We start from the raw sequence: 20,047 nt of genomic DNA, 5'->3' as shown, positions 1-20,047 counted from the left end.
GCCACTTACTCCGAGTGCTTCCATGGGCGGGAAGGGGTGGCGCTCAGGCGAGAAACCGACCAATGGGAGATCGCCCATTCAAGCTGGGATTCAACCGATGCCCCGGCAAGTGTCATAGGCGGCGCTTGATCCAGCACCTGCAAGGCTTGAAACAGCCGGCTGCGAACGGCGTCACCTTCTTCCGGCAATGCCGGCGTCAGGTTCTGTTTGGAAAGCTTCTGCCCTTCGGTGCTCACGATCAAGGGCAAGTGCAAGTAACGGGGCTCGGCAAACCCCAGCGCCTCTTGCAACTGACGCTGCCAGGGCGTGTTGTCGAGCAGGTCCAGCCCCCGCACCACATGGGTAATGTGTTGCTCGGCGTCGTCGACCACCACGGCCAGCTGATAAGCCCAGAGGCCGTCTTTACGTTTGAGCACCACATCGCCCAGGGTGGCGGGATCGAAGGACTGCGTGCCGAATAAACGGTCGTGCCACTCTACGGGGCGCAATCCCAGGTCGCTGCGCAGGCGCCAGGCCACCGGTTTGCCAGATTCACGAACGCCGTCACGGCACCAGCCGGGGTAGATGGCGTACTGGCGCCACTGCTTGCGTGAGCAGCTGCAAGGATAGGCCAGGCCAAGATGTTCAAGGCGCAGGAGTGACGCGGCATACGCCGCCTCATGACGGCTTTGATAGCTCACCGAACCATCCCAGTGCAGGCCGAACGCTTCGAGCTGACGCAGGATCGTATCGGCAGCCCCTGGCGGGCAGCGGGGCGGGTCGATATCCTCGATGCGCAGAAACCATTTCCCTCCCACGGCGCGAGCATCGAGATAACTGCCGAGGGCGGCTACCAGCGAACCGAAGTGCAGCGGGCCGGAAGGCGTGGGCGCGAAGCGGCCGCGATAACCGGCGGTGTGAGGCATGCGCTGTCCTCGTTTGATGCGTTCGGAGTAACATGCAAACGGGCACCCTGAGGTGCCCGTGCAAGCGATCAACATTCAAGGATAAGCTTAGCTGCCTAGCTGCTTTTCCTTGAGTTCGGCCAAGGTTTTGCAATCAACGCACAGCGTGGCTGTGGGCCTTGCTTCCAGGCGTCGAATACCAATTTCCACGCCACATGCCTCGCAGAAGCCGTAATCGTCTTCGTCGATCTTATCCAGCGTTTCGTTGATCTTCTTGAGTAGTTTGCGTTCTCGATCCCGGGTGCGCAATTCCAGGCTGAAACCTTCTTCCTGAGTCGCGCGGTCTGCGGGGTCGGCGTAATTGTTGGCATCTTCCTGCAAGTGGCGCACGGTGCGATCCACTTCTTCCATGAGGTCCTGCTTCCAATCCAACAAGAGCTGCCGGAAGTGTTCCAGCTGCTGCTCGTTCATGTATTCTTCACCCGGTGCCGGCTGGTAAGGGGTGAATGGCTTGGACGCTTCCTGTTGCTTTTCCGCTACTGGCATGGGACTGCCTCTTACGTAAGTGACTGCTGATCAATCATCGACGCGTCAATGATCTCACGCCAAAGGGATGCTTGTTTATCTGAAAAACACAGGCTTTGCAAGCCTAATGATGTATTTAATACGTTAGTTTATTATCCAAAAGGAGGCCGTCATGGCCTGGAATCCACGCGTCAATCTTGTTGCCCCTTTTCGGGTCATGCATTTACTGGAATTAGCCCAGGCCAGAGAAGCGGCGGGGCATGATGTGATTCACCTTGAAGTCGGCGAGCCGGATTTCGCCACGCCGGCACCGGTGATGGCTGCCGGACAGCAGGCCCTGGCGCAGGGGCGCACGCGTTATACGCCGGCAGCCGGCCTTCCTGCCTTGCGTGAGGCGATTTCACGCCACTATGCCGAGCATTTCGCTGCCACAGTGGCTCCCGAGCGAATCCTGGTGACTCCGGGGGCTTCCGGCGCCTTGCTGCTCGCGAGCCAATTGCTCGCGGGTCCTGGTGACCGGGTGTTGATGGCCGACCCCAACTACCCTTGCAACCGGCATTTCATGGCACTGGCCGGTGCCGAGGTGGATACCGTCTCGGTAGGGCCGGAAAGCGGCTGGCAGCTGAATGCCGAGCTTATCCAACAGCATTGGCAGACCTCCACCCGTTTGGCGATGCTGGCCACCCCCTCCAACCCCACCGGTCACACCCTGGATGCCGTTAAGCTCAACGCCGTGGCCGAAGGGGTCTTCGCCAAGGGTGGGGAGTTGGTGGTCGATGAGATTTATCAGGGGCTGAATTACGATGACGCCCCGCTTTCGGCCACGGCATTGACGCCGGACGCCTTCGTGGTCAACAGTTTCTCCAAATATTTCGGCATGACCGGTTGGCGCCTGGGGTGGTTGGTGGCGCCGGAAGCTGCCGTTGAGCCGTTGACTCGGCTGGCGCAGAATGTCTTCCTGGCAGCTTCCACACCGGCGCAGTATGCCGCTTTGGCTGCGTTTACCCCGGAGTGTCGCGCGATTCTCGAAACCCGCCGAGAAACGCTGAAAGCTCGCCGCGATGCGCTACTGGCTGGTTTGGTGCCGCTGGGGTTGGCGCCGTCCTTGCCGCCTCAGGGGGCGTTTTATCTATGGCTGGATATCTCGCGCTACAGCCGCGACAGCCAAGCTTTCTGTGAACGCTTATTGGAAGAAGAAAACGTGGCGATTACCCCGGGTATCGATTTCGCCGTGCGGGGGGGTGAGCACCATGTGCGAATCGCCTTCACCAATGAGGTGGCGCGCCTGGAAGAAGCCGTCTCGCGTCTAAGCCGCTTCGTGGGCCGGCTGTAATGCTGGTCTATCCTGAACTGGTTCCGGGCGTGCTGCTCAAGCGCTATAAGCGGTTTCTGGCCGATGTGCGCCTGGATGATGGACGCGAAGTAGTGGCGCACTGTCCCAATACCGGCTCCATGCGCGCGGTCAATGTGCCGGGTTGTCGGGTATGGCTCTCGCCCAGCGATAATCCCAAACGCAAGTTGGCCTGGACCTGGGAGTTGATCGAGCTGTCACAAACCGACGGCAGCTTGGCGCTCGCCTCGGTGCATACCGGCCGCGCCAATCGTATCGTCGAAGCAGCCTTGCTTGCCGGGCATTTGGCGCCGTTACGTGGCTATGCCAGCTTGCATCGGGAAGTGAAAGTGGCGGATTCACGGCTGGATTTCAAACTGGATGATCCGCAGCGCGGTAGCGCCTACGTGGAGGTCAAGCAGGTAACCCTCAAGGAAACCGATGATCATGGCTATTTTCCGGATTCCATCAGTGTGCGCGGTACCAAACACTTAAAGGCATTGAGCGCTCTGGCACGCCAGGGGGAGCGGGCGGTATTGGTGTTTTGCGTGGCCCATGAGGGCATTGAGGATGTGGCGCCGGCGGCGCATCTGGATGCCGCCTACGCGGTGGCTTTACGCGAGGCGGCAGCCAGCGGTGTGGAGATACTGGCTTATGGCATCAGCGTGACACGAGAGGGGCCAAGGCCCATCAGTATTTCACTGGAACGGGCCTTGCCGGTGCGGGTCGCCGGGCCGGGGTTCAGCGATTCAGGTAAAATCGCTGAATGAAGCTGACTTCCGCCGGGGCCTGATTGCGATCGTAACGTACGTCCAGGTCGAAGCGCATGGGTTCGTCTTCCTGAATACGGAACGTTGCCAGCTGATAAGTGGAATCGCCGTCGTGAACCGTGCGAAATGCCAGGTTGCGCGGTGTGTCGGTTAAGCCGCTGACACTGCCTTGAACGCTGGCGCTGACCGGGCGGCTACTCCCGTCAGGTTGTGTTTCAAGTACGCTGACATTGAGCAAGGCGATGCCTTGGCTACGCTGAATGTTGTTAGCCTGGGCAACTTCCGGCGTCAGGAAACTGGTATTGACGGCGCTGTAATGAATCTCGTAATCGCCTACCTGAGTGTATTGCTGGGCAAGGGCGTGACTGCCTAGCCCAAGCGTCAAGCTAACGGCAAGGCCGGCGCAAGCCATGAAACGTCGCAGCATGAGGGTGTTGCTCCTGTAAGGATTGAGTTAGGTGCGCTGGCAGACCCGGAAGATGGCGATTTCACCAAACAGGTTGGGCCACAGTCGCGATGTCCAGTGACCGCGGTGGTCTCCCACACCCACGGCGCGATCGACAATCATCAGACCCTTGTCACGGCACAGGTGTTCAAAATCATTGAAGGTGGAGAGATGGATGTTGGGTGTGTCGTACCAGGCGTGGGGCAGTGATTTGGACACCGGCATGTAGCCGCGAATTCCCAAATGGACGCGATGCCGCCAGTAGGCGAAGTTGGGGAAAGTGATAATGCCCTCTTTGCCAACGCGCAGCATTTCATCGAGCATCTTATCCGGGCGGCGCAGGGCCTGGAGCGCTTGCGTCATGATCACCAGATCGTAGCTTTGGTCGGCGAAAGCGCCAAGGCCATCGTCCAGGTTGTGCTCGATGACGCTAACCCCCCGGGCGATGCAGGCGGTAATGCCATCCGGCGCAATCTCCAGACCGTAACCCGAAACGTTTTTCTGTTGTGAGAGCGTCTCCAGCAGTGTGCCGTCGCCGCAAGCCAGGTCGAGAACATGAGCCCCTTGCGGTACCCAGTCGTAGATCAATTCCAGGTCCGCACGCATCATCTTGCCTCCCTAATGCCGAGATCACGGGCCACACGTGACATGTAGCCACTGAAAATCGCCTGATAACGCGTTTCCGGCAGCAGGAAGGCGTCATGGCCGTGAGGTGAGTCGATATTGACGTAGCTCACGGGTTTTCCGGCACTCACCATGGCATCGACCAATTCGCGCGAACGCGGAGGGGGGAAGCGCCAGTCGGTAGTGAAACTGACCACTAGAAACGGACACTGTGCCGGGGCCAGAGCGCGCGCCAGATCACCGCAGTGGATCGCCGCAGGGTCGAAATAATCCAGTGCCTTAGTCATCAGCAGGTAGGTGTTGGCATCGAAGGAATTGGAAAAAGTGTCACCCTGATAGCGCAGGTAGGACTCCACCTGAAATTCCACCTCATAGCCGAAATTCAGGTCATTGGTGCGTAGGTCCCGCCCGAATTTGGTGCCCATGGCATCTTCGGAAAGGTAGGTGATATGCCCCACCATGCGCGCCAGTTTGAGGCCGCGCCTGGGTACGGTGTCATGCTCGGCATACCAGCCATCGTGAAATTCGGGGTCCGAGCGAATGGCTTGGCGAGCCACTTCGTTGAAGGCAATGTTCTGGGCCGAAAGGCGTGGTGTGGCGGCGATCACCACCGCATTGGCTACCCGTTCCGGGTAGGCCGTTGTCCATTGCATGACCTGCATGCCGCCCAGGCTTCCGCCCACCGCCGCGGCGAAGCGCTCGATACCTAGGTAGTCGGCCAGGCGTACCTGGCTATTGACCCAGTCGCTGACCGTGACCATGGGAAAGTCCGGCCCCCACTGGCGCCCGGTTTCCGGGTTATGGCTGACCGGGCCGGTACTGCCGTGGCAACCGCCGAGGTTGTTGAGCGACACCACGAAAAATCGGTTGGTGTCGATCGATTTTCCGGGGCCGATATGCGCATCCCACCAACCTGGTTTAGGGTCTTCCAGGGAGTGATAGCCGGCGGCATGGTGATGGCCGGACAGCGCGTGACAGATCAATACCGCATTGTTGCGCTGCGCATTCAAGGTGCCGTAGGTCTCATAAACCAGGTCATAAGCCGGAAGCACCTTGCCGCAGGCTAGCGCCAGAGGCGTGTCGAAGTGTGCTACCTCTGGGGTTATCAGACCGACGGAGTCGGCCGGTATCGGTTCAGTGACGGCACTTGGGTGTGAATCAGGCATCGAAAATGTATGTCCCACTGATAAGTCGAATCACAGGCCCACCAAGGAGCCGGAAATGCCGGCAGCGCGAATCAAGGATCCAACCACCAGGCCATCAATCAAGTTGATGAGGATGAACACCACGATGGGGGAGAGATCGATCATGCCCAGCGGTGGAATCACCTTGCGTACCGGCGCCATGATGGGTTCGACCAATTGCATGACCAGCAATGCGCCGGGATGGCTGGCATTGGGCGCCACCCAGCTCAGGATTATCATCACGATCAAGGCGAAGAAATAGATCTTCAAAATGGCATTGGCCAAGGCTGCCACACCGGCGATGACCAAGCCGCCGATTGGCGGCAATCCCACGCCGATCACTTGAAAGATCACCACGATACTGATGACCTTGAGTACGAAACCGGCGGCAAGCGTGGCTAGGTCGAAGCGCCCGGCTACCGGGCCGAGAAAGCCCTGAAAGAGCCCGACCACCGGCTGTGTGAGCTTGACCACCGACTGGCTGATCGGGTTGTAATAATCGGCGTGTGAGGCTTGCAGCAAAAAGCGCAGCATCAACAAGAACAGGTAAATATTGATCAGGGTATTGACCAGCATCAACCCGGCGCTTCCCAATTGGTTGCCCATGAGGCTCCTCCGTTACAGTCGTCCGTTGGCTTATTTGGCACCAGGTGCTTATTTACCGGCAAGCTCTTTGCCCATTTCCTGAGCGCGATGAGCGCAGGCATCCATGGCGTCTTGAATGGTTTGGCGCAGCTGGGCATTTTCCATATGTTCGATGGCCCGTTCGGTGGTGCCACCGGGAGACATGACATTTTTCTTCAGCGTGGCGGGGTCGTGCTCACTTTGCTGTGCCATGCGGGCAGCACCCAGGGCGGTCTGAATCGCCAACCGGCGAGCCGTGGCGGCAGGCAAACCGAGCTTGATCCCGGCGGCTTCCATGGCTTCGAACATCAAGAAAAAATACGCCGGCGCGCTGCCGGAAACCGCGGTGACGGCGTCGAGCAAGTGTTCTTCTTCCACCCACTCCACCAGGCCCACGGCTTCCATCAGTTGAGTGGCGGTCTGATGCTGTTGTTCGCTGACCGCTGCGTTGGCGTAGAGGCCGCTGGCGCCGCACCCAACCAATGAAGGGGTGTTGGGCATGCAGCGTACCACGGCCAGGCCGCCGCCCAGCCAGGTGTCGATGGTGGTGGCATCGAGCCCGGCGGCAATCGAGATGATCAAGGGCCGCTGATGCTGGATGCTGTCACGCATCTTCTCGCATACGTCGCGCATGATTTGCGGCTTGACCGCCAGCACCACCACATCAGCGTTGGCCACGGCGGTTGAATTGTCGGTCTGAGTGTTGATGCCGAAGCGTTCACTGACCGGCGCCAACGCAGCATCGCTGGGTGAGGTGGCAGTAATCGAGGAGGGCGCCATGCCGCTGTCGATCAAGCCGCCGATGATGGCACCGGCCATGTTGCCGGCACCGATAAAGGTAATCTGGGTCGCCATGAAGTGCTGTGTCCTGTGTCGAGTCGTTAGCGAGTCGGCGCAAAGCCGAGCGTTTGGCTGTGGTCTTGACGAACTATGTTAATGCGTCTCGCGCGCTCCGAAAATCGCGGTTCCCAGCCGAACCAGCGTGGCACCTTCTTGGACCGCGGCTTCCAGGTCGTCACTCATGCCCATGGAGAGCGTGTCCAAGGGTGTTTCGGGAAGCGCTTGCTGTAGCTGCTCCAGCGCATGGCGCAGCCTTGCAAAAGGTCGGCGTTGTTCCGCCAAGGAGTTTGTCGGGGCGGGAATGGCCATCAGGCCGCGTAGCCGCAGGTTGGGCAAGTTGGCGACTTCCCGAGCCAAGTCGGGAAGCGCCTCAAGGCTAACCCCGGATTTCGAGGGCTCCGCACTGATGTTGACCTGCAAGCATACATTCAGAGGGGGCAGATTTTTCGGTCGTTGCTCATTGAGACGCCGGGCAATCTTTTCACGGTCGACGCTGTGCACCCAGGCAAAATGTTCGGCCACGGCACGCGTTTTGTTGGACTGCAAAGGGCCGATAAAATGCCAGATGATGTCGTCAAGGTCGGCAAGTTGCGTCTGCTTCTCCAAGGCTTCCTGAAGATAGTTCTCACCGAATTCTCGTTGGCCGAGTTGCCGGGCCTGGCGGATCAGTTCGGCAGGTTTGGTCTTGCTCACCGCCAGAAGTCGCGCTGCATTGAGAGGGCGCCCGGCTTGCTCCAGAGCAAGGTGAAGGCGTTCGCGAGCACTGGCGAGTGACGCTGGGAGTGTGATGTCTGTCATACTCAAGGCAACCTTACCGCAGCTGGGAAAGTGACATGGATATTACCGAACTGCTGGCGTTCTCGGCAAAGCAGAATGCCTCGGACTTGCATCTTTCGGCAGGTTTGCCACCGATGATACGCGTTGATGGCGATATTCGCCGTCTCAATGTGCCCGCCATGGACAATACTGAGGTCCGGAAACTGATCTACGACATCATGGGCGATCGACAGCGCCGTGACTACGAAGAGCACTTGGAAGTCGATTTCTCCTTCGAAGTGCCAGGGGTAGCGCGCTTTCGTGTCAATGCTTTCAACCAGGCCCGGGGCGCTGGCGCTGTCTTTCGTACCATTCCCAGCAAGGTCTTGAGCATGGAGGAGTTGGGACTGGGCACCACGTTTGAACAACTCGCCATGCTGCCACGCGGACTGGTACTGGTAACCGGACCTACTGGCTCGGGCAAAAGTACCACCTTGGCGGCAATGCTCGACTACATCAATGACAATCGCTACGAGCATATTCTCACCATTGAAGACCCGGTGGAATTCGTGCATACCAGCAAACGCTGCTTGATCAACCAGCGCGAAGTGCATCGCGATACGCATGGGTTTGCCGAAGCTCTGCGCAGCGCCTTGCGTGAAGACCCCGATGTAATCCTGGTGGGGGAACTACGTGACCTGGAAACAATCCGCCTTGCCCTGACCGCAGCCGAAACCGGCCACTTGGTGCTGGGTACGCTGCATACCACCTCGGCGGCCAAGACCATTGACCGAATCATCGATGTGTTTCCCGGCGAGGAAAAAGCCATGGTGCGCTCGATGCTCTCGGAATCCTTGCAGGCGGTAGTGTCGCAATCACTGCTCAAGCGTCAAGGCGGCGGTCGGGTGGCCGCTCACGAAATTCTGATAGCTACTGCGGCAGTGCGTAACTTGATCCGTGAAGACAAGGTGGCGCAGATTTATTCCGCCATTCAGACCGGGGGGAACTTGGGCATGCAGACCCTGGATTCGTCTCTTGCACGTTTGGCTAAAGAGGGGCTGGTGAGTGTGGAAGCCGCCCAGGCGCGAGCCAAAGGTGAGCTTGCTTTGTAGATTTCGGTTGATTAACTGCGATGAAACGCAAGGGGAGAGAGCATGAGTGAATCGCAAGCCGACCGTGTGACGGCAACGCAATGGCTGCACCAATTACTGGATATCATGGTGGCTCAGCAGGCCTCGGACCTGTTGATTTCGGTGGATGCACCACCGAGTCTCAAGATGGCCGAAGGGGTGGTGCCGCTGGGCAAGCAGCGTTTGTCGAGTCATCAAGTGAACGAGCTGGTTAGCGTCACCGTTCCCGAAGGGTTACGTGAACGCTTCAAACAGGAGCGTGAAGCCAACTTTGCGCTGAGTTTTGGGGAAAAAGGGCGTTTTCGCGTCAGTGCCTTTCAGCAGCGCAATCAGCTGGCGATGGTGGTCCGGCGTATCTCGCTGGAGATCCCGGAGCTTGAGGCCCTGGGCGTGCCGCCGCAATTGGCTGAGCTGGCGCAGGCCAAGCGCGGGCTGGTGCTGGTCGTGGGGGGAACCGGCACGGGTAAATCGACCACGCTGGCATCGATGATTCAGCAGCGTAACGAAACAATAGGCGGCCACATCATCAGTGTGGAAGACCCGATCGAATACCTTCATCCGCACAAGAAGGCCATCGTCAATCAGCGTGAAGTAGGGATTGATACCGAGTCCTTTGAAGTGGCGCTGAAAAATACCCTGCGTCAGGCGCCGGACGTGATTCTGATCGGCGAGATTCGTACCCGTGAAACCATGGAACATGCGCTGACCTTTGCCGAGACAGGGCATCTGTGCCTGGCTACCCTGCATGCCAACAATGCTAATCAGGCGCTGGACCGGATTATCAATTTCTTCCCCCACGAGCGTCACCAGCAGATCTGGATGGATCTGTCGTTGAACCTGCGTGCGATCATCGCTCAGCAGTTGTTGCCTTCCCGAGACGGTGGGCGCTGCGCGGCAATCGAAATCATGCTGCAATCGCCACGCATCGCCGATCTGATCAGCAAGGGCAATGCTGGCGACATCAAGTCAGCCATGGCCGGTGCGCGAGATATGGGCATGCAGACCTTCGACCAAGCCCTGTATGACTTGTATCGCGAGCAAAAGATAAGTGCTGAGGTCGCGCTATCGCATGCCGACTCCGCCAATGAACTGCGCATGATGATCAAGTATGGCGAAGCGGAGGAAGGAGGGGGTTCCTCGGTGGATAATGCCCCCAGTGGTCTGGCCCTGCGTGATGAAGACGATTTCTGACTCAGGCTGAATAAATTCCTCCCAATACGCGTAAGCCCTTGGCGCCGGTTACCGACGGCAGGTTTCCGGGCAATTGTGCAAGCCGCTGATGAGCCAGCCAGGCAAAAGCGCCGGCTTCTATCCAGTCGGCGGGCCAACCCCAATCGGTGCTTTCGACCAGCGCTGTTTCGGGCATTCGCCGGCCTAGGCGAGCGAGCAAGTGAGTATTGTGAGCGCCCCCACCACATACGATCAATGTTGCAGCCGGCGGGGCGTCCAGTTCTTCTCTGGCCATTTCTACGCCGAGAGCCACGCTGGTGGCGGTCAGTTCAGCCAGGGTAGCCTGGACATCTTGCGGTGCTTCGTTACCGCTGAGGTGCGTCATCAGCCAGTCCATATTGAACACTTCGCGGCCGGTGCTACGTGGCGGTGGTCGATGGAAGAAAGGCTCGCTCAGCAGGCGTTCCAGTAGCGTTTCATCGAGCTTGCCTGACGCCGCCCAGGCGCCATCCTTGTCGAAGCGCTCGCCAGGGTGATGATAGGCGTGCCAGGCATCCATCAATGCGTTGGCCGGGCCGGTATCAAATCCCAGGGGAGCAATATCGCTGTCTCGCGGGGCAAGCCAGGTAATGTTGGCAAAGCCGCCCAGATTGAGCACCAGGTGGTGCTTCTCGTCTGCGGCAAAGACAGCTTGATGAAACGCGGGAGCCAAGGGCGCGGCTTGCCCGCCTGCGGCGAGATCACGGCGGCGAAAATCGGCGACTACCGTGCAATGCGTCAATTCTGCTAGCAGGCTGGGGTTGTCCAGCTGCAAGGTGTACGGCGGTCCCTCGCCATGACCGTAAGGCGCATGTTCAATCGTCTGGCCATGGCTGCCGATGGCGGTAATGCGTTCGCTCTTCATGTTGGCTTTGGACAGCACTTTGCGTATCGCCTTACCTTGAAGCTCGCAAAAAGCGGTTTCGGCCTCGGCCAGTTGGGCAAAGCTTGTCTGGTCGGCATGGCAGAGTTCAAGCAACGACCGTCGTAAGGCGTCCGGCATGCCTTCGTCATGGGTGGCAATCAGCTCAGGAGGCGTATTGTTGCGAATGGCCACGAGGGCGGCATCGATTCCATCCATACTGGTGCCGGACATCAGTCCTATATAGTAGTGAGTTGGATCTTGTGGCATCGGTAGTGTCATTCCTGCTGTCCGTAGGCTCAACCATGGGGGTCTGACATGGTAACATCATGCGCTATTTATCCCTTGAACCGCCTTGGCGGGCAACATGGTCAAACTGGAGAGCATCTAATGAGTGAGGTGGCACAGGCCTTGGCGCTATTGCAGCGCGGTACGCAAGAAATCTTGCTGGAAGATGAGTTAAGAAAAAAGCTTGAGTCCGGGCGTAAGCTGCGCATCAAGGCGGGGTTCGATCCTACGGCACCCGATCTGCACCTGGGGCATAGCGTGCTGCTGACCAAGATGCGCCAGTTCCAGGAATTGGGGCATGAAGTGATTTTCCTGATTGGGGATTTCACCGGGCGTATCGGCGATCCCACCGGCAAGAACGTCACACGCAAGCCGCTCACCGAAGAAGAAGTTAAAGCCAACGCCCAGACCTATAAAGAGCAAGTGTTCAAGATTCTCGACCCGGAAAAGACCGAAGTGCGATTCAATGCTGAGTGGTTCTCGGCGATGAGTGCGGCGGATATGATCGAACTTGCCGGCCAGACAACTGTGGCACGTATGCTTGAACGGGATGATTTCGAGAAACGCTATAAATCTGGGCAATCCATTTCAATCCATGAGTTTCTCTACCCGCTAGTCCAGGGCTATGACTCCGTGGCGTTGAAAGCCGATGTGGAACTGGGGGGCACTGATCAGAAATTCAATTTATTGATGGGGCGCGAGATCCAGAAACATTTTGGCCAAGAACCCCAGGTGGTCATCACGATGCCGTTGCTTGAAGGTCTCGACGGCGTGCAGAAGATGTCCAAGTCGTTGGGCAATTATGTGGGAGTCGATGAATCGCCAGGCTCAATGTTCAACAAGCTCGTGTCGATGCCTGACAGCTTGATCTGGCGTTATTTCGAATTGCTTTCGCTGAAATCCAACGAGGCAATCGAAGGGCTCAAGGGTGACGTCGAGGCCGGAGCGAACCCGCGAGACATCAAGATGACCCTGGCACGTGAATTGATTGGTCGTTATCACGGCGAAGAAGCCGCAGCCAATGCACATAAATTTTCCGGCAATCAGCTGGCCGAAGGCGAGCTCCCGGAAGACCTTCCGGAAGTCGAGGTGGACTTCGAAGGTATTGATCGAGTGCCGATTGCTGCCGTACTCAACCGCGCAGGCCTTGCCAACAACAGTGCTCAAGCCAAGGATATGCTGGGCAATGGACGAGTCAAGGTGAATGGCGAGGTGATCGAGCGCGACCATATGCTTGAGGTGGGAAGCAGTTATGTCATCCAGGCAGGCAAGAAGCGTTATGCCCGTGTCAGTGTCCGCTGAAGTTTTTTTACCCCCTAGGGCTTGCCAGTGTCCCGGCCAGGGGGTAGAGTACGCATCCGCTGCCGGGAACGCCAGGCGTTTCCAGCGGTGGAGCTTGCTGAAAAGCAAGCAGTGTCAAGGGGTTAGCGCTTTTTTTCAAAGCCTGGCTCGCCGAAGGAAGGAGATGAAATGATCGCCTTCAGTTCAATCGGTCCTTGACATTCTCGGTTAACGGCGTAGAATACGTCTTCCTCGCCGGGTGCTGATGAGGCGCAAGCCGGACAGCGACCGCGAGATGCTCTTTAACAATTGATCAGGTAATTCATGTGGGCGCTTGCCGATGAGGGTGACAATGTCACCGAAAATCAAGGCAAGCGACTCAAGCAATAAGGTTTTTCGGAACCTGTGTTGAATGAAATCGTTTGAACCTTGAGCCAAGTTTGATCCACTTCTGTGACTTTCGAGTGACAGGCAAGGATCACAATGATTTGAAACTGAAGAGTTTGATCATGGCTCAGATTGAACGCTGGCGGCAGGCCTAACACATGCAAGTCGAGCGGTAACAGGCCCTTCGGGGCGCTGACGAGCGGCGGACGGGTGAGTACTGCATAGGAATCTACCCGGTAGTGGGGGATAACCTGGGGAAACTCAGGCTAATACCGCATACGTCCTACGGGAGAAAGCAGGGGCCTTTTGGCCTTGCGCTATCGGATGAGCCTATGCCGGATTAGCTGGTTGGTGAGGTAATGGCTCACCAAGGCGACGATCCGTAGCTGGTCTGAGAGGATGATCAGCCACATCGGGACTGAGACACGGCCCGAACTCCTACGGGAGGCAGCAGTGGGGAATATTGGACAATGGGGGCAACCCTGATCCAGCCATGCCGCGTGTGTGAAGAAGGCCTTCGGGTTGTAAAGCACTTTCAGCGAGGAAGAACGCCTGGCGGTTAATACCCGCCAGGAAAGACATCACTCGCAGAAGAAGCACCGGCTAACTCCGTGCCAGCAGCCGCGGTAATACGGAGGGTGCGAGCGTTAATCGGAATTACTGGGCGTAAAGCGCGCGTAGGCGGCGTGATAAGCCGGTTGTGAAAGCCCTGGGCTCAACCTGGGAACTGCATCCGGAACTGTCAGGCTAGAGTGCAGGAGAGGAAGGTAGAATTCCCGGTGTAGCGGTGAAATGCGTAGAGATCGGGAGGAATACCAGTGGCGAAGGCGGCCTTCTGGACTGACACTGACGCTGAGGTGCGAAAGCGTGGGTAGCAAACAGGATTAGATACCCTGGTAGTCCACGCCGTAAACGATGTCGACCAGCCGTTGGGTGCCTTGAGCACTTTGTGGCGAAGTTAACGCGATAAGTCGACCGCCTGGGGAGTACGGCCGCAAGGTTAAAACTCAAATGAATTGACGGGGGCCCGCACAAGCGGTGGAGCATGTGGTTTAATTCGATGCAACGCGAAGAACCTTACCTACCCTTGACATCCTGCGAAGCCGGAAGAGATTCTGGTGTGCCTTCGGGAGCGCAGAGACAGGTGCTGCATGGCTGTCGTCAGCTCGTGTTGTGAAATGTTGGGTTAAGTCCCGTAACGAGCGCAACCCTTGTCCTTATTTGCCAGCGGGTCATGCCGGGAACTCTAAGGAGACTGCCGGTGACAAACCGGAGGAAGGTGGGGACGACGTCAAGTCATCATGGCCCTTACGGGTAGGGCTACACACGTGCTACAATGGCCGGTACAAAGGGTTGCGAGCTCGCGAGAGTCAGCGAATCCCAGAAAGCCGGTCTCAGTCCGGATCGGAGTCTGCAACTCGACTCCGTGAAGTCGGAATCGCTAGTAATCGTGAATCAGAATGTCACGGTGAATACGTTCCCGGGCCTTGTACACACCGCCCGTCACACCATGGGAGTGGACTGCACCAGAAGTGGTTAGCCTAACGCAAGAGGGCGATCACCACGGTGTGGTTCATGACTGGGGTGAAGTCGTAACAAGGTAGCCGTAGGGGAACCTGCGGCTGGATCACCTCCTTAAACGACACGTCAGCCCTTGCGGCAAGCGCTCACAATGAATTACCTGATCAAGACGCTGAGAGTAAGCAGTGAACAACCATCTAAGCGGTTAGCGATAGATGCTTTTTCACTGCTTATCAGCAGTCGCTCTTTAACAATGTATATCATGCTGATGAACGCAGAAGACGCAAGTCTTCTGCATGTTGTCATTGCGACCCAGACTCCTTCGGGTTATAGGGTCAAGCAATGAAGCGCACACGGTGGATGCCTAGGCAGCCAGAGGCGATGAAAGACGTGGCAGCCTGCGATAAGGCTCGGCGAGGTGGCAAACAACCTGTGACCCGGGCATTTCTGAATGGGGAAACCCACTCATCACAAGATGAGTATCGTGCACTGAATACATAGGTGTACGAGGCGAACCAGGGGAACTGAAACATCTAAGTACCCTGAGGAAAAGAAATCAACCGAGATTCCCCTAGTAGCGGCGAGCGAACGGGGACCAGCCCTTAAGCGTGTGACTGATTAGGCGAACAAGCTGGGAAGCTTGGCCGTAGCGGGTGATAGCCCCGTAGTCGAAAATCTGATCACGTGAAATCGAGTAGGTCGGGGCACGAGAAACCTTGACTGAACATGGGGGGACCATCCTCCAAGGCTAAATACTCCTGGCTGACCGATAGTGAACCAGTACCGTGAGGGAAAGGCGAAAAGAACCCCGGAGAGGGGAGTGAAATAGATCCTGAAACCGTGTGCGTACAAGCAGTCGGAGCCCACTTGTTGGGTGACGGCGTACCTTTTGTATAATGGGTCAGCGACTTATTTTCAGTGGCGAGGTTAACCGTATAGGGGAGCCGTAGGGAAACCGAGTCTTAACTGGGCGCGCTAGTCGCTGGAAATAGACCCGAAACCGGGCGATCTATCCATGAGCAGGGTGAAGGTTGAGTAACATCAACTGGAGGCCCGAACCAGGATCTGTTGAAAAAGATTTGGATGACTTGTGGATCGGAGTGAAAGGCTAATCAAGCCCGGAGATAGCTGGTTCTCCTCGAAAGCTATTTAGGTAGCGCCTCATGTATCACCACCGGGGGTAGAGCACTGTTTCGGCTAGGGGGTCATCCCGACTTACCAACCCGAGGCAAACTCCGAATACCGGTGAGTGCAGCGTGGGAGACACACAGCGGGTGCTAACGTCCGTTGTGAAAAGGGAAACAACCCAGACCGTCAGCTAAGGTCCCCAAATCCTGGTTAAGTGGGAAACGATGTGGGAAGGCTCAGACAGCTAGGAGGTTGGCTTAGAAGCAGCCACCCTTTAAAGAAAGCGTAATAGCTCACTAGTCGAGTCGGCCTGCGCGGAAGATGTAACGGGGCTAAACCAGGTACCGAAGCTACGGGTGCGTTCTTAGGAATGCGCGGTAGAGGAGCGTCGTGTACGCCGATGAAGGTGGATTGAGAAGTCTGCTGGAGGTATCACGAGTGCGAATGCTGACATGAGTAACGATAAAGGGCGTGAAAAACGCCCTCGCCGGAAGACCAAGGGTTTCTGTTCGACGCTAATCGGAGCAGAGTGAGTCGGCCCCTAAGGCGAGGCCGAAAGGCGTAGTCGATGGAAAACGGGTCAATATTCCCGTACCGGACATGATTGCGATGGGGGGACGGAGAAGGCTAGGTGGGCCAGGCGTTGGTTGTCCTGGTGAAAGTGAGTAGGCCGAGGTCCTAGGCAAATCCGGGACCTTAACGCCGAGACACGAGATGAACTGACTACGGTCAGGAAGTCACTGATGCCACGCTTCCAGGAAAAGCCTCTAAGCTTCAGATCATGTGCGACCGTACCCCAAACCGACACAGGTGGTCAGGGAGAGAATCCCAAGGCGCTTGAGAGAACTCGGGTGAAGGAACTAGGCAAAATGGTGCCGTAACTTCGGGAGAAGGCACGCCGGCGTAGGGTGACGGGACTTGCTCCCTGAGCCCGAACCGGTCGAAGATACCAGGTGGCTGCAACTGTTTATTAAAAACACAGCACTCTGCCAACGCGCAAGCGGACGTATAGGGTGTGACGCCTGCCCGGTGCCGGAAGGTTAAATGATGGTGTTAGCCCTCGGGCGAAGCTCTTGATTGAAGCCCCGGTAAACGGCGGCCGTAACTATAACGGTCCTAAGGTAGCGAAATTCCTTGTCGGGTAAGTTCCGACCTGCACGAATGGCGTAATGATGGCCACGCTGTCTCCACCCGAGACTCAGTGAAATTGAAATCGCCGTGAAGATGCGGTGTACCCGCGGCTAGACGGAAAGACCCCGTGAACCTTTACTATAGCTTCACACTGGACGCTGATGTTGCCTGTGTAGGATAGCTGGGAGGCTAGGAACCCCGGACGCCAGTTCGGGGGGAGCCAACCTTGAAATACCAGCCTGGCATCATTGGCGTTCTCACTCAGGTCCCTTATCGGGATCGAGGACAGTGTGTGGTGGGTAGTTTGACTGGGGCGGTCTCCTCCCAAAGCGTAACGGAGGAGCACGAAGGTACCCTCAGCACGGTCGGACATCGTGCATTGAGTGCAAGAGCATAAGGGTGCTTGACTGCGAGACAGACACGTCGAGCAGGTGCGAAAGCAGGTTCTAGTGATCCGGTGGTTCTGTATGGAAGGGCCATCGCTCAACGGATAAAAGGTACTCCGGGGATAACAGGCTGATACCGCCCAAGAGTTCACATCGACGGCGGTGTTTGGCACCTCGATGTCGGCTCATCACATCCTGGGGCTGAAGTCGGTCCCAAGGGTATGGCTGTTCGCCATTTAAAGTGGTACGCGAGCTGGGTTTAGAACGTCGTGAGACAGTTCGGTCCCTATCTGCCGTGGGCGTTGGACGTTTGAGAAGGGCTGCTCCTAGTACGAGAGGACCGGAGTGGACGACCCTCTGGTGTTCCGGTTGTCACGCCAGTGGCATTGCCGGGTAGCTATGGTCGGACGGGATAACCGCTGAAAGCATCTAAGCGGGAAGCCCCCTTCAAGATGAGACGTCCCCGAGGCCTTGAGCCTCCTGAAGGGCCCAGCGAGACCAGCTGGTTGATAGGCACGGTGTGGAAGCGCTGCAAGGCGTTGAGCTAACGTGTACTAATGGCCCGTGAGGCTTGACCCTATAACACCCAAGGGGTCTGATCGCAGGACAACAGACAATCAGCCCGTCGCCCAGGCGACGTGCCCTCAGCATGATAGACATTAAAGTTTTGCCTGACGACCATAGCGTCCGGGAACCACCTGATCCCTTGCCGAACTCAGTCGTGAAACCGTTCCGCGCCGATGGTAGTGTGGGGTCTCCCCATGCGAGAGTAGGTCATCGTCAGGCACCTATTCGAAAAAACGCCCCCACGGCCTTGCCGCAGGGGCGTTTTTTTGTGCCCGAAAAAGGATGCCCGGAGGTTTTTATTTATAGCCGGTCTCCCGGCCTGTTGCTCATGGCGGGCAGGCCGGGAGATGTTCATTGGACCACTACAAAGGATAAGAAAGGTGTACTTGTGCGAAGCTGTGACAGACGATTTAGCACCACCTACTGGTTATATAGAAGTGCTTGAAATCTCTCTCTAGAATCCTCATGCACAAAGTACCTCGAGTGCCTCCATCAGGCTATCCATTTCATCCTCTGTTCCTATGGTAATACGCAAGAAATCACTGAGTTTGGGCGTGTTGAAGTGTCGCACCAGAATGCCTCGCTCACGAAGACCAGCAAATAATTGAGCACCTTCCATCTCTGGATGGCGGGTGAGGACAAAATTAGCTTTTGAAGGCAGTACCTCAAACCCCAAGGCTTCCAAACGTTGGCGTGTACGCTCTCTAGTCGTCATGACGCGTTCACGGCAAGCGGTAAAGTGCACGTCATCTTCAAGGGCTGCAATGCCTACAGCACTTGCCAGGCTATCTACTGGATAGGAATTGAATGAATCCTTTACGCGCTGCAAGCCTTCGATTAATTCAAGCGAGCCGATAGCGTAGCCTAGACGCAATCCTGCCAGACTGCGTGACTTGGAGAAGGTGCTTGTAACCAATAAGTTTGGATAACGTGAAACCAGCGCTACTGCACTTTCTGCACCGAAATCCACGTAGGCTTCATCGACAACTACCACATTGTCAGTGATTTTATCGAGTAAGGCGGAGATAGCCTCAAGCGAATGAGCATGGCCTGTCGGTGCATTGGGGTTGGCAAAAATAATGCCACTGCGCTTGCTGTCAGCCGCAAGAGCCGAGAAATTGACTTCCCAGGAAGCAGTGAGTGGGTGTGCTCTCAGTTCGATTGCGTAAAGTTTGGCATAAACGGGATAGAAGCTGTAAGTAATCGATGGCACATCGACAGGCTTGCCATGGCGAAAAAAAGCTTGGAATGCAAAAGCCAACACTTCATCCGATCCATTGCCAACAAATACTTGGGCTGGTTCCACTGCGTGCACCCGAGCCAGGGCTTGACGCAATGCTAACGATGTTGGGTCAGGGTACAGACGAAGATGATCGGCAGGGTAGTTGCGCAGAGCCACTTCCACTCCAGGGGCCGGAGGGTATGGGTTCTCGTTAGTATTCAATTTGACCAAACGTTCACGCGGCTGCTCGCCGGGAACATAAGGAGTAAGCGCCCAGAGTTCCGGGCTCCAAAGTTTGCTCATAAATTGTCCCGAGTGAAAAAGCTGATTGGTAGATATGGTCGCCTGAAGCTTATCCAAGCGCAAGCAGGCTAATATCGATAGGAGCGAATGAAACATGGAGGCTGTGCGTTGCACCTTGTAGCAGTTATGCTGTCCTAACTGTGAGTTACGTATCACGTAACGAACAATATTCCACACCATAAGGAGACACCCCCTATGCAACTTCGGAGTCTGTTGGTCGGTTCGGCCATGTTAGCCCTGCTAGCTGGTTGTGCCACTGGCCCTACCGATCAGCCTGACACAGCAGTTGCCGAGTCGGCGCAAGTCAACTACCAAGGCACCTTGCCGTGTCGTAACTGCGATGGCATTGAGCTTGATGTTACCATGATGGGTGAGGAATACGGGGCCTTGGAAGAGCGTACCTTTACGCTGCAGGCGGATTATCGCAACCATCCTGAATCGCCTCCCGCTGAAAATTATGAAGGTAATTGGGAAGTCTTGACAGGGACTCCCTCTGATCCGGATGCCACTGTTTATGAGCTGACACCGGACGGAGATGGCCAGACCTATTACTTCCTGCGTATTGATGAGCAGACGCTTGAATTGATCGATCCCGAACGTCGGCGCTTTCAGAATGGGGAAATGCTGCGATTGCAACGTCAGTAATTCAC

16 protein-coding genes and 3 rRNA genes are annotated in these 20,047 nt (G+C 56.8%); 9 read left to right on the top strand and 10 right to left on the bottom strand.

The features are described from left to right. Nucleotides 1-5: 5 nt before the first annotated feature. Both gluQRS and dksA read right to left on the bottom strand, forming a co-directional pair. On the bottom strand, nt 6-905 hold the full coding sequence (gene gluQRS / locus LG290_RS14580) for a tRNA glutamyl-Q(34) synthetase GluQRS (protein WP_499835412.1): 900 nt from the start codon (nt 903-905) through the stop codon (nt 6-8). Nucleotides 906-992: 87 nt separating this feature from the next. Beyond that, entirely contained in the window at nt 993-1,430 is a 438-nt protein-coding gene (gene dksA / locus LG290_RS14575) for an RNA polymerase-binding protein DksA (protein WP_114486795.1), read from the bottom strand. Nucleotides 1,431-1,581: 151 nt separating this feature from the next. On the opposite strand from dksA, the gene LG290_RS14570 reads away from it, so the two are divergent. Both LG290_RS14570 and sfsA read left to right on the top strand, forming a co-directional pair. Continuing rightward, entirely contained in the window at nt 1,582-2,742 is a 1,161-nt protein-coding gene (locus LG290_RS14570; RefSeq protein WP_499835411.1) for an aminotransferase class I/II-fold pyridoxal phosphate-dependent enzyme, read from the top strand. Further along, nucleotides 2,742-3,509: a DNA/RNA nuclease SfsA gene (gene sfsA, locus LG290_RS14565; RefSeq protein ID WP_499835410.1), complete on the top strand. Its 768-nt coding sequence runs from the start codon at nt 2,742-2,744 to the stop codon at nt 3,507-3,509. Before LG290_RS14570 ends, sfsA begins: the two co-directional genes overlap by 1 nt. Here sfsA and LG290_RS14560 read toward each other — a convergent pair. The 6 genes from LG290_RS14560 to LG290_RS14535 all read right to left on the bottom strand — a co-directional run bounded on the left by LG290_RS14560 (nt 3,481) and on the right by LG290_RS14535 (nt 8,024). Then, complete coding sequence (locus LG290_RS14560; RefSeq protein ID WP_499835409.1) at nt 3,481-3,936, bottom strand: DUF4426 domain-containing protein; 456 nt, start codon at nt 3,934-3,936, stop codon at nt 3,481-3,483. The genes sfsA and LG290_RS14560 overlap by 29 nt on opposite strands. Nucleotides 3,937-3,963: 27 nt before the next feature. After that, nucleotides 3,964-4,560, bottom strand: a complete 597-nt coding sequence (gene metW, locus LG290_RS14555; protein WP_114486833.1) for a methionine biosynthesis protein MetW — start codon at nt 4,558-4,560, stop codon at nt 3,964-3,966. Further along, a complete protein-coding gene (gene metX / locus LG290_RS14550; protein ID WP_499835408.1) occupies nt 4,560-5,744 on the bottom strand; it encodes a homoserine O-succinyltransferase MetX in 1,185 nt (394 codons plus the stop codon). Before metX ends, metW begins: the two co-directional genes overlap by 1 nt. 30 nt (nt 5,745-5,774) lie before the next feature. Continuing rightward, nucleotides 5,775-6,368 carry a YggT family protein gene (locus tag LG290_RS14545; RefSeq protein ID WP_499835407.1) on the bottom strand — a complete coding sequence of 198 codons (594 nt, stop codon included), beginning with the start codon at nt 6,366-6,368 and terminating at the stop codon, nt 5,775-5,777. A 48-nt stretch (nt 6,369-6,416) separates the two neighbouring features. Next, nucleotides 6,417-7,241 carry a pyrroline-5-carboxylate reductase gene (proC, locus tag LG290_RS14540; RefSeq protein WP_499835406.1) on the bottom strand — a complete coding sequence of 275 codons (825 nt, stop codon included), beginning with the start codon at nt 7,239-7,241 and terminating at the stop codon, nt 6,417-6,419. Nucleotides 7,242-7,319: 78 nt separating this feature from the next. Then, nucleotides 7,320-8,024 carry a YggS family pyridoxal phosphate-dependent enzyme gene (locus LG290_RS14535; RefSeq protein ID WP_499835405.1) on the bottom strand — a complete coding sequence of 235 codons (705 nt, stop codon included), beginning with the start codon at nt 8,022-8,024 and terminating at the stop codon, nt 7,320-7,322. Between the two features lie 35 nt (nt 8,025-8,059). Between LG290_RS14535 and LG290_RS14530 the strand changes: the two genes are divergently transcribed. Together LG290_RS14530 and LG290_RS14525 are read left to right on the top strand one after the other, a co-directional pair. Continuing rightward, complete coding sequence (locus tag LG290_RS14530) at nt 8,060-9,094, top strand: type IV pilus twitching motility protein PilT (protein WP_499835404.1); 1,035 nt, start codon at nt 8,060-8,062, stop codon at nt 9,092-9,094. A gap of 42 nt (nt 9,095-9,136) precedes the next feature. Beyond that, on the top strand, nt 9,137-10,303 hold the full coding sequence (locus LG290_RS14525; RefSeq protein WP_499835403.1) for a PilT/PilU family type 4a pilus ATPase: 1,167 nt from the start codon (nt 9,137-9,139) through the stop codon (nt 10,301-10,303). 1 nt (nt 10,304) lies between these two features. Here the strand turns inward: LG290_RS14525 and LG290_RS14520 are convergent, their stop codons facing one another. Then, a complete protein-coding gene (locus LG290_RS14520; protein ID WP_499835402.1) occupies nt 10,305-11,453 on the bottom strand; it encodes an anhydro-N-acetylmuramic acid kinase in 1,149 nt (382 codons plus the stop codon). 120 nt (nt 11,454-11,573) lie between these two features. Here LG290_RS14520 and tyrS point away from each other — a divergent pair, with 120 nt between their 5' ends. The 4 genes from tyrS to rrf all read left to right on the top strand — a co-directional run bounded on the left by tyrS (nt 11,574) and on the right by rrf (nt 18,091). Next, nucleotides 11,574-12,773, top strand: a complete 1,200-nt coding sequence (gene tyrS, locus LG290_RS14515; protein ID WP_499835401.1) for a tyrosine--tRNA ligase — start codon at nt 11,574-11,576, stop codon at nt 12,771-12,773. A 470-nt stretch (nt 12,774-13,243) separates the two neighbouring features. Continuing rightward, nucleotides 13,244-14,777 (top strand): 16S ribosomal RNA (locus tag LG290_RS14510). Between the two features lie 216 nt (nt 14,778-14,993). Then, a 23S ribosomal RNA gene (locus tag LG290_RS14505) occupies nt 14,994-17,884 on the top strand. 91 nt (nt 17,885-17,975) lie between these two features. Beyond that, nucleotides 17,976-18,091 (top strand): 5S ribosomal RNA (rrf, locus tag LG290_RS14500). The 16S, 23S and 5S rRNA genes sit together here, the layout of an rRNA operon. Before the next feature lie 244 nt (nt 18,092-18,335). Here the strand turns inward: rrf and hisC are convergent. Continuing rightward, nucleotides 18,336-19,397, bottom strand: a complete 1,062-nt coding sequence (gene hisC / locus LG290_RS14495) for a histidinol-phosphate transaminase (protein ID WP_499835400.1) — start codon at nt 19,395-19,397, stop codon at nt 18,336-18,338. A 195-nt stretch (nt 19,398-19,592) separates the two neighbouring features. Here hisC and LG290_RS14490 point away from each other — a divergent pair, with 195 nt between their 5' ends. Beyond that, entirely contained in the window at nt 19,593-20,042 is a 450-nt protein-coding gene (locus LG290_RS14490) for a copper resistance protein NlpE N-terminal domain-containing protein (RefSeq protein WP_160418998.1), read from the top strand. Nucleotides 20,043-20,047 lie beyond the last annotated feature (5 nt).

The sequence above is a fragment of the Halomonas sediminis genome (genome assembly GCF_044871105.1).
Taxonomy (GTDB): Bacteria; Pseudomonadota; Gammaproteobacteria; order Pseudomonadales; family Halomonadaceae; genus Vreelandella; species Vreelandella zhuhanensis.
Note: the sequence above shows the minus strand (reverse complement) of the source record. Positions and strands in the feature narration are given on the sequence as shown.

What these genes read in the sequence shown, in the direction of transcription:
- gluQRS (WP_499835412.1), bottom strand. Translation starts at nt 905, where the DNA reads ATGCCTCACACCGCCGGTTATCGCGGCCGCTTCGCGCCCACGCCTTCC.
- dksA (WP_114486795.1), bottom strand. Translation starts at nt 1,430, where the DNA reads ATGCCAGTAGCGGAAAAGCAACAGGAAGCGTCCAAGCCATTCACCCCT.
- LG290_RS14570 (WP_499835411.1), top strand. Translation starts at nt 1,582, where the DNA reads ATGGCCTGGAATCCACGCGTCAATCTTGTTGCCCCTTTTCGGGTCATG.
- sfsA (WP_499835410.1), top strand. Translation starts at nt 2,742, where the DNA reads ATGCTGGTCTATCCTGAACTGGTTCCGGGCGTGCTGCTCAAGCGCTAT.
- LG290_RS14560 (WP_499835409.1), bottom strand. Translation starts at nt 3,936, where the DNA reads ATGCTGCGACGTTTCATGGCTTGCGCCGGCCTTGCCGTTAGCTTGACG.
- metW (WP_114486833.1), bottom strand. Translation starts at nt 4,560, where the DNA reads ATGCGTGCGGACCTGGAATTGATCTACGACTGGGTACCGCAAGGGGCT.
- metX (WP_499835408.1), bottom strand. Translation starts at nt 5,744, where the DNA reads ATGCCTGATTCACACCCAAGTGCCGTCACTGAACCGATACCGGCCGAC.
- LG290_RS14545 (WP_499835407.1), bottom strand. Translation starts at nt 6,368, where the DNA reads ATGGGCAACCAATTGGGAAGCGCCGGGTTGATGCTGGTCAATACCCTG.
- proC (WP_499835406.1), bottom strand. Translation starts at nt 7,241, where the DNA reads ATGGCGACCCAGATTACCTTTATCGGTGCCGGCAACATGGCCGGTGCC.
- LG290_RS14535 (WP_499835405.1), bottom strand. Translation starts at nt 8,024, where the DNA reads ATGACAGACATCACACTCCCAGCGTCACTCGCCAGTGCTCGCGAACGC.
- LG290_RS14530 (WP_499835404.1), top strand. Translation starts at nt 8,060, where the DNA reads ATGGATATTACCGAACTGCTGGCGTTCTCGGCAAAGCAGAATGCCTCG.
- LG290_RS14525 (WP_499835403.1), top strand. Translation starts at nt 9,137, where the DNA reads ATGAGTGAATCGCAAGCCGACCGTGTGACGGCAACGCAATGGCTGCAC.
- LG290_RS14520 (WP_499835402.1), bottom strand. Translation starts at nt 11,453, where the DNA reads ATGCCACAAGATCCAACTCACTACTATATAGGACTGATGTCCGGCACC.
- tyrS (WP_499835401.1), top strand. Translation starts at nt 11,574, where the DNA reads ATGAGTGAGGTGGCACAGGCCTTGGCGCTATTGCAGCGCGGTACGCAA.
- hisC (WP_499835400.1), bottom strand. Translation starts at nt 19,397, where the DNA reads ATGAGCAAACTTTGGAGCCCGGAACTCTGGGCGCTTACTCCTTATGTT.
- LG290_RS14490 (WP_160418998.1), top strand. Translation starts at nt 19,593, where the DNA reads ATGCAACTTCGGAGTCTGTTGGTCGGTTCGGCCATGTTAGCCCTGCTA.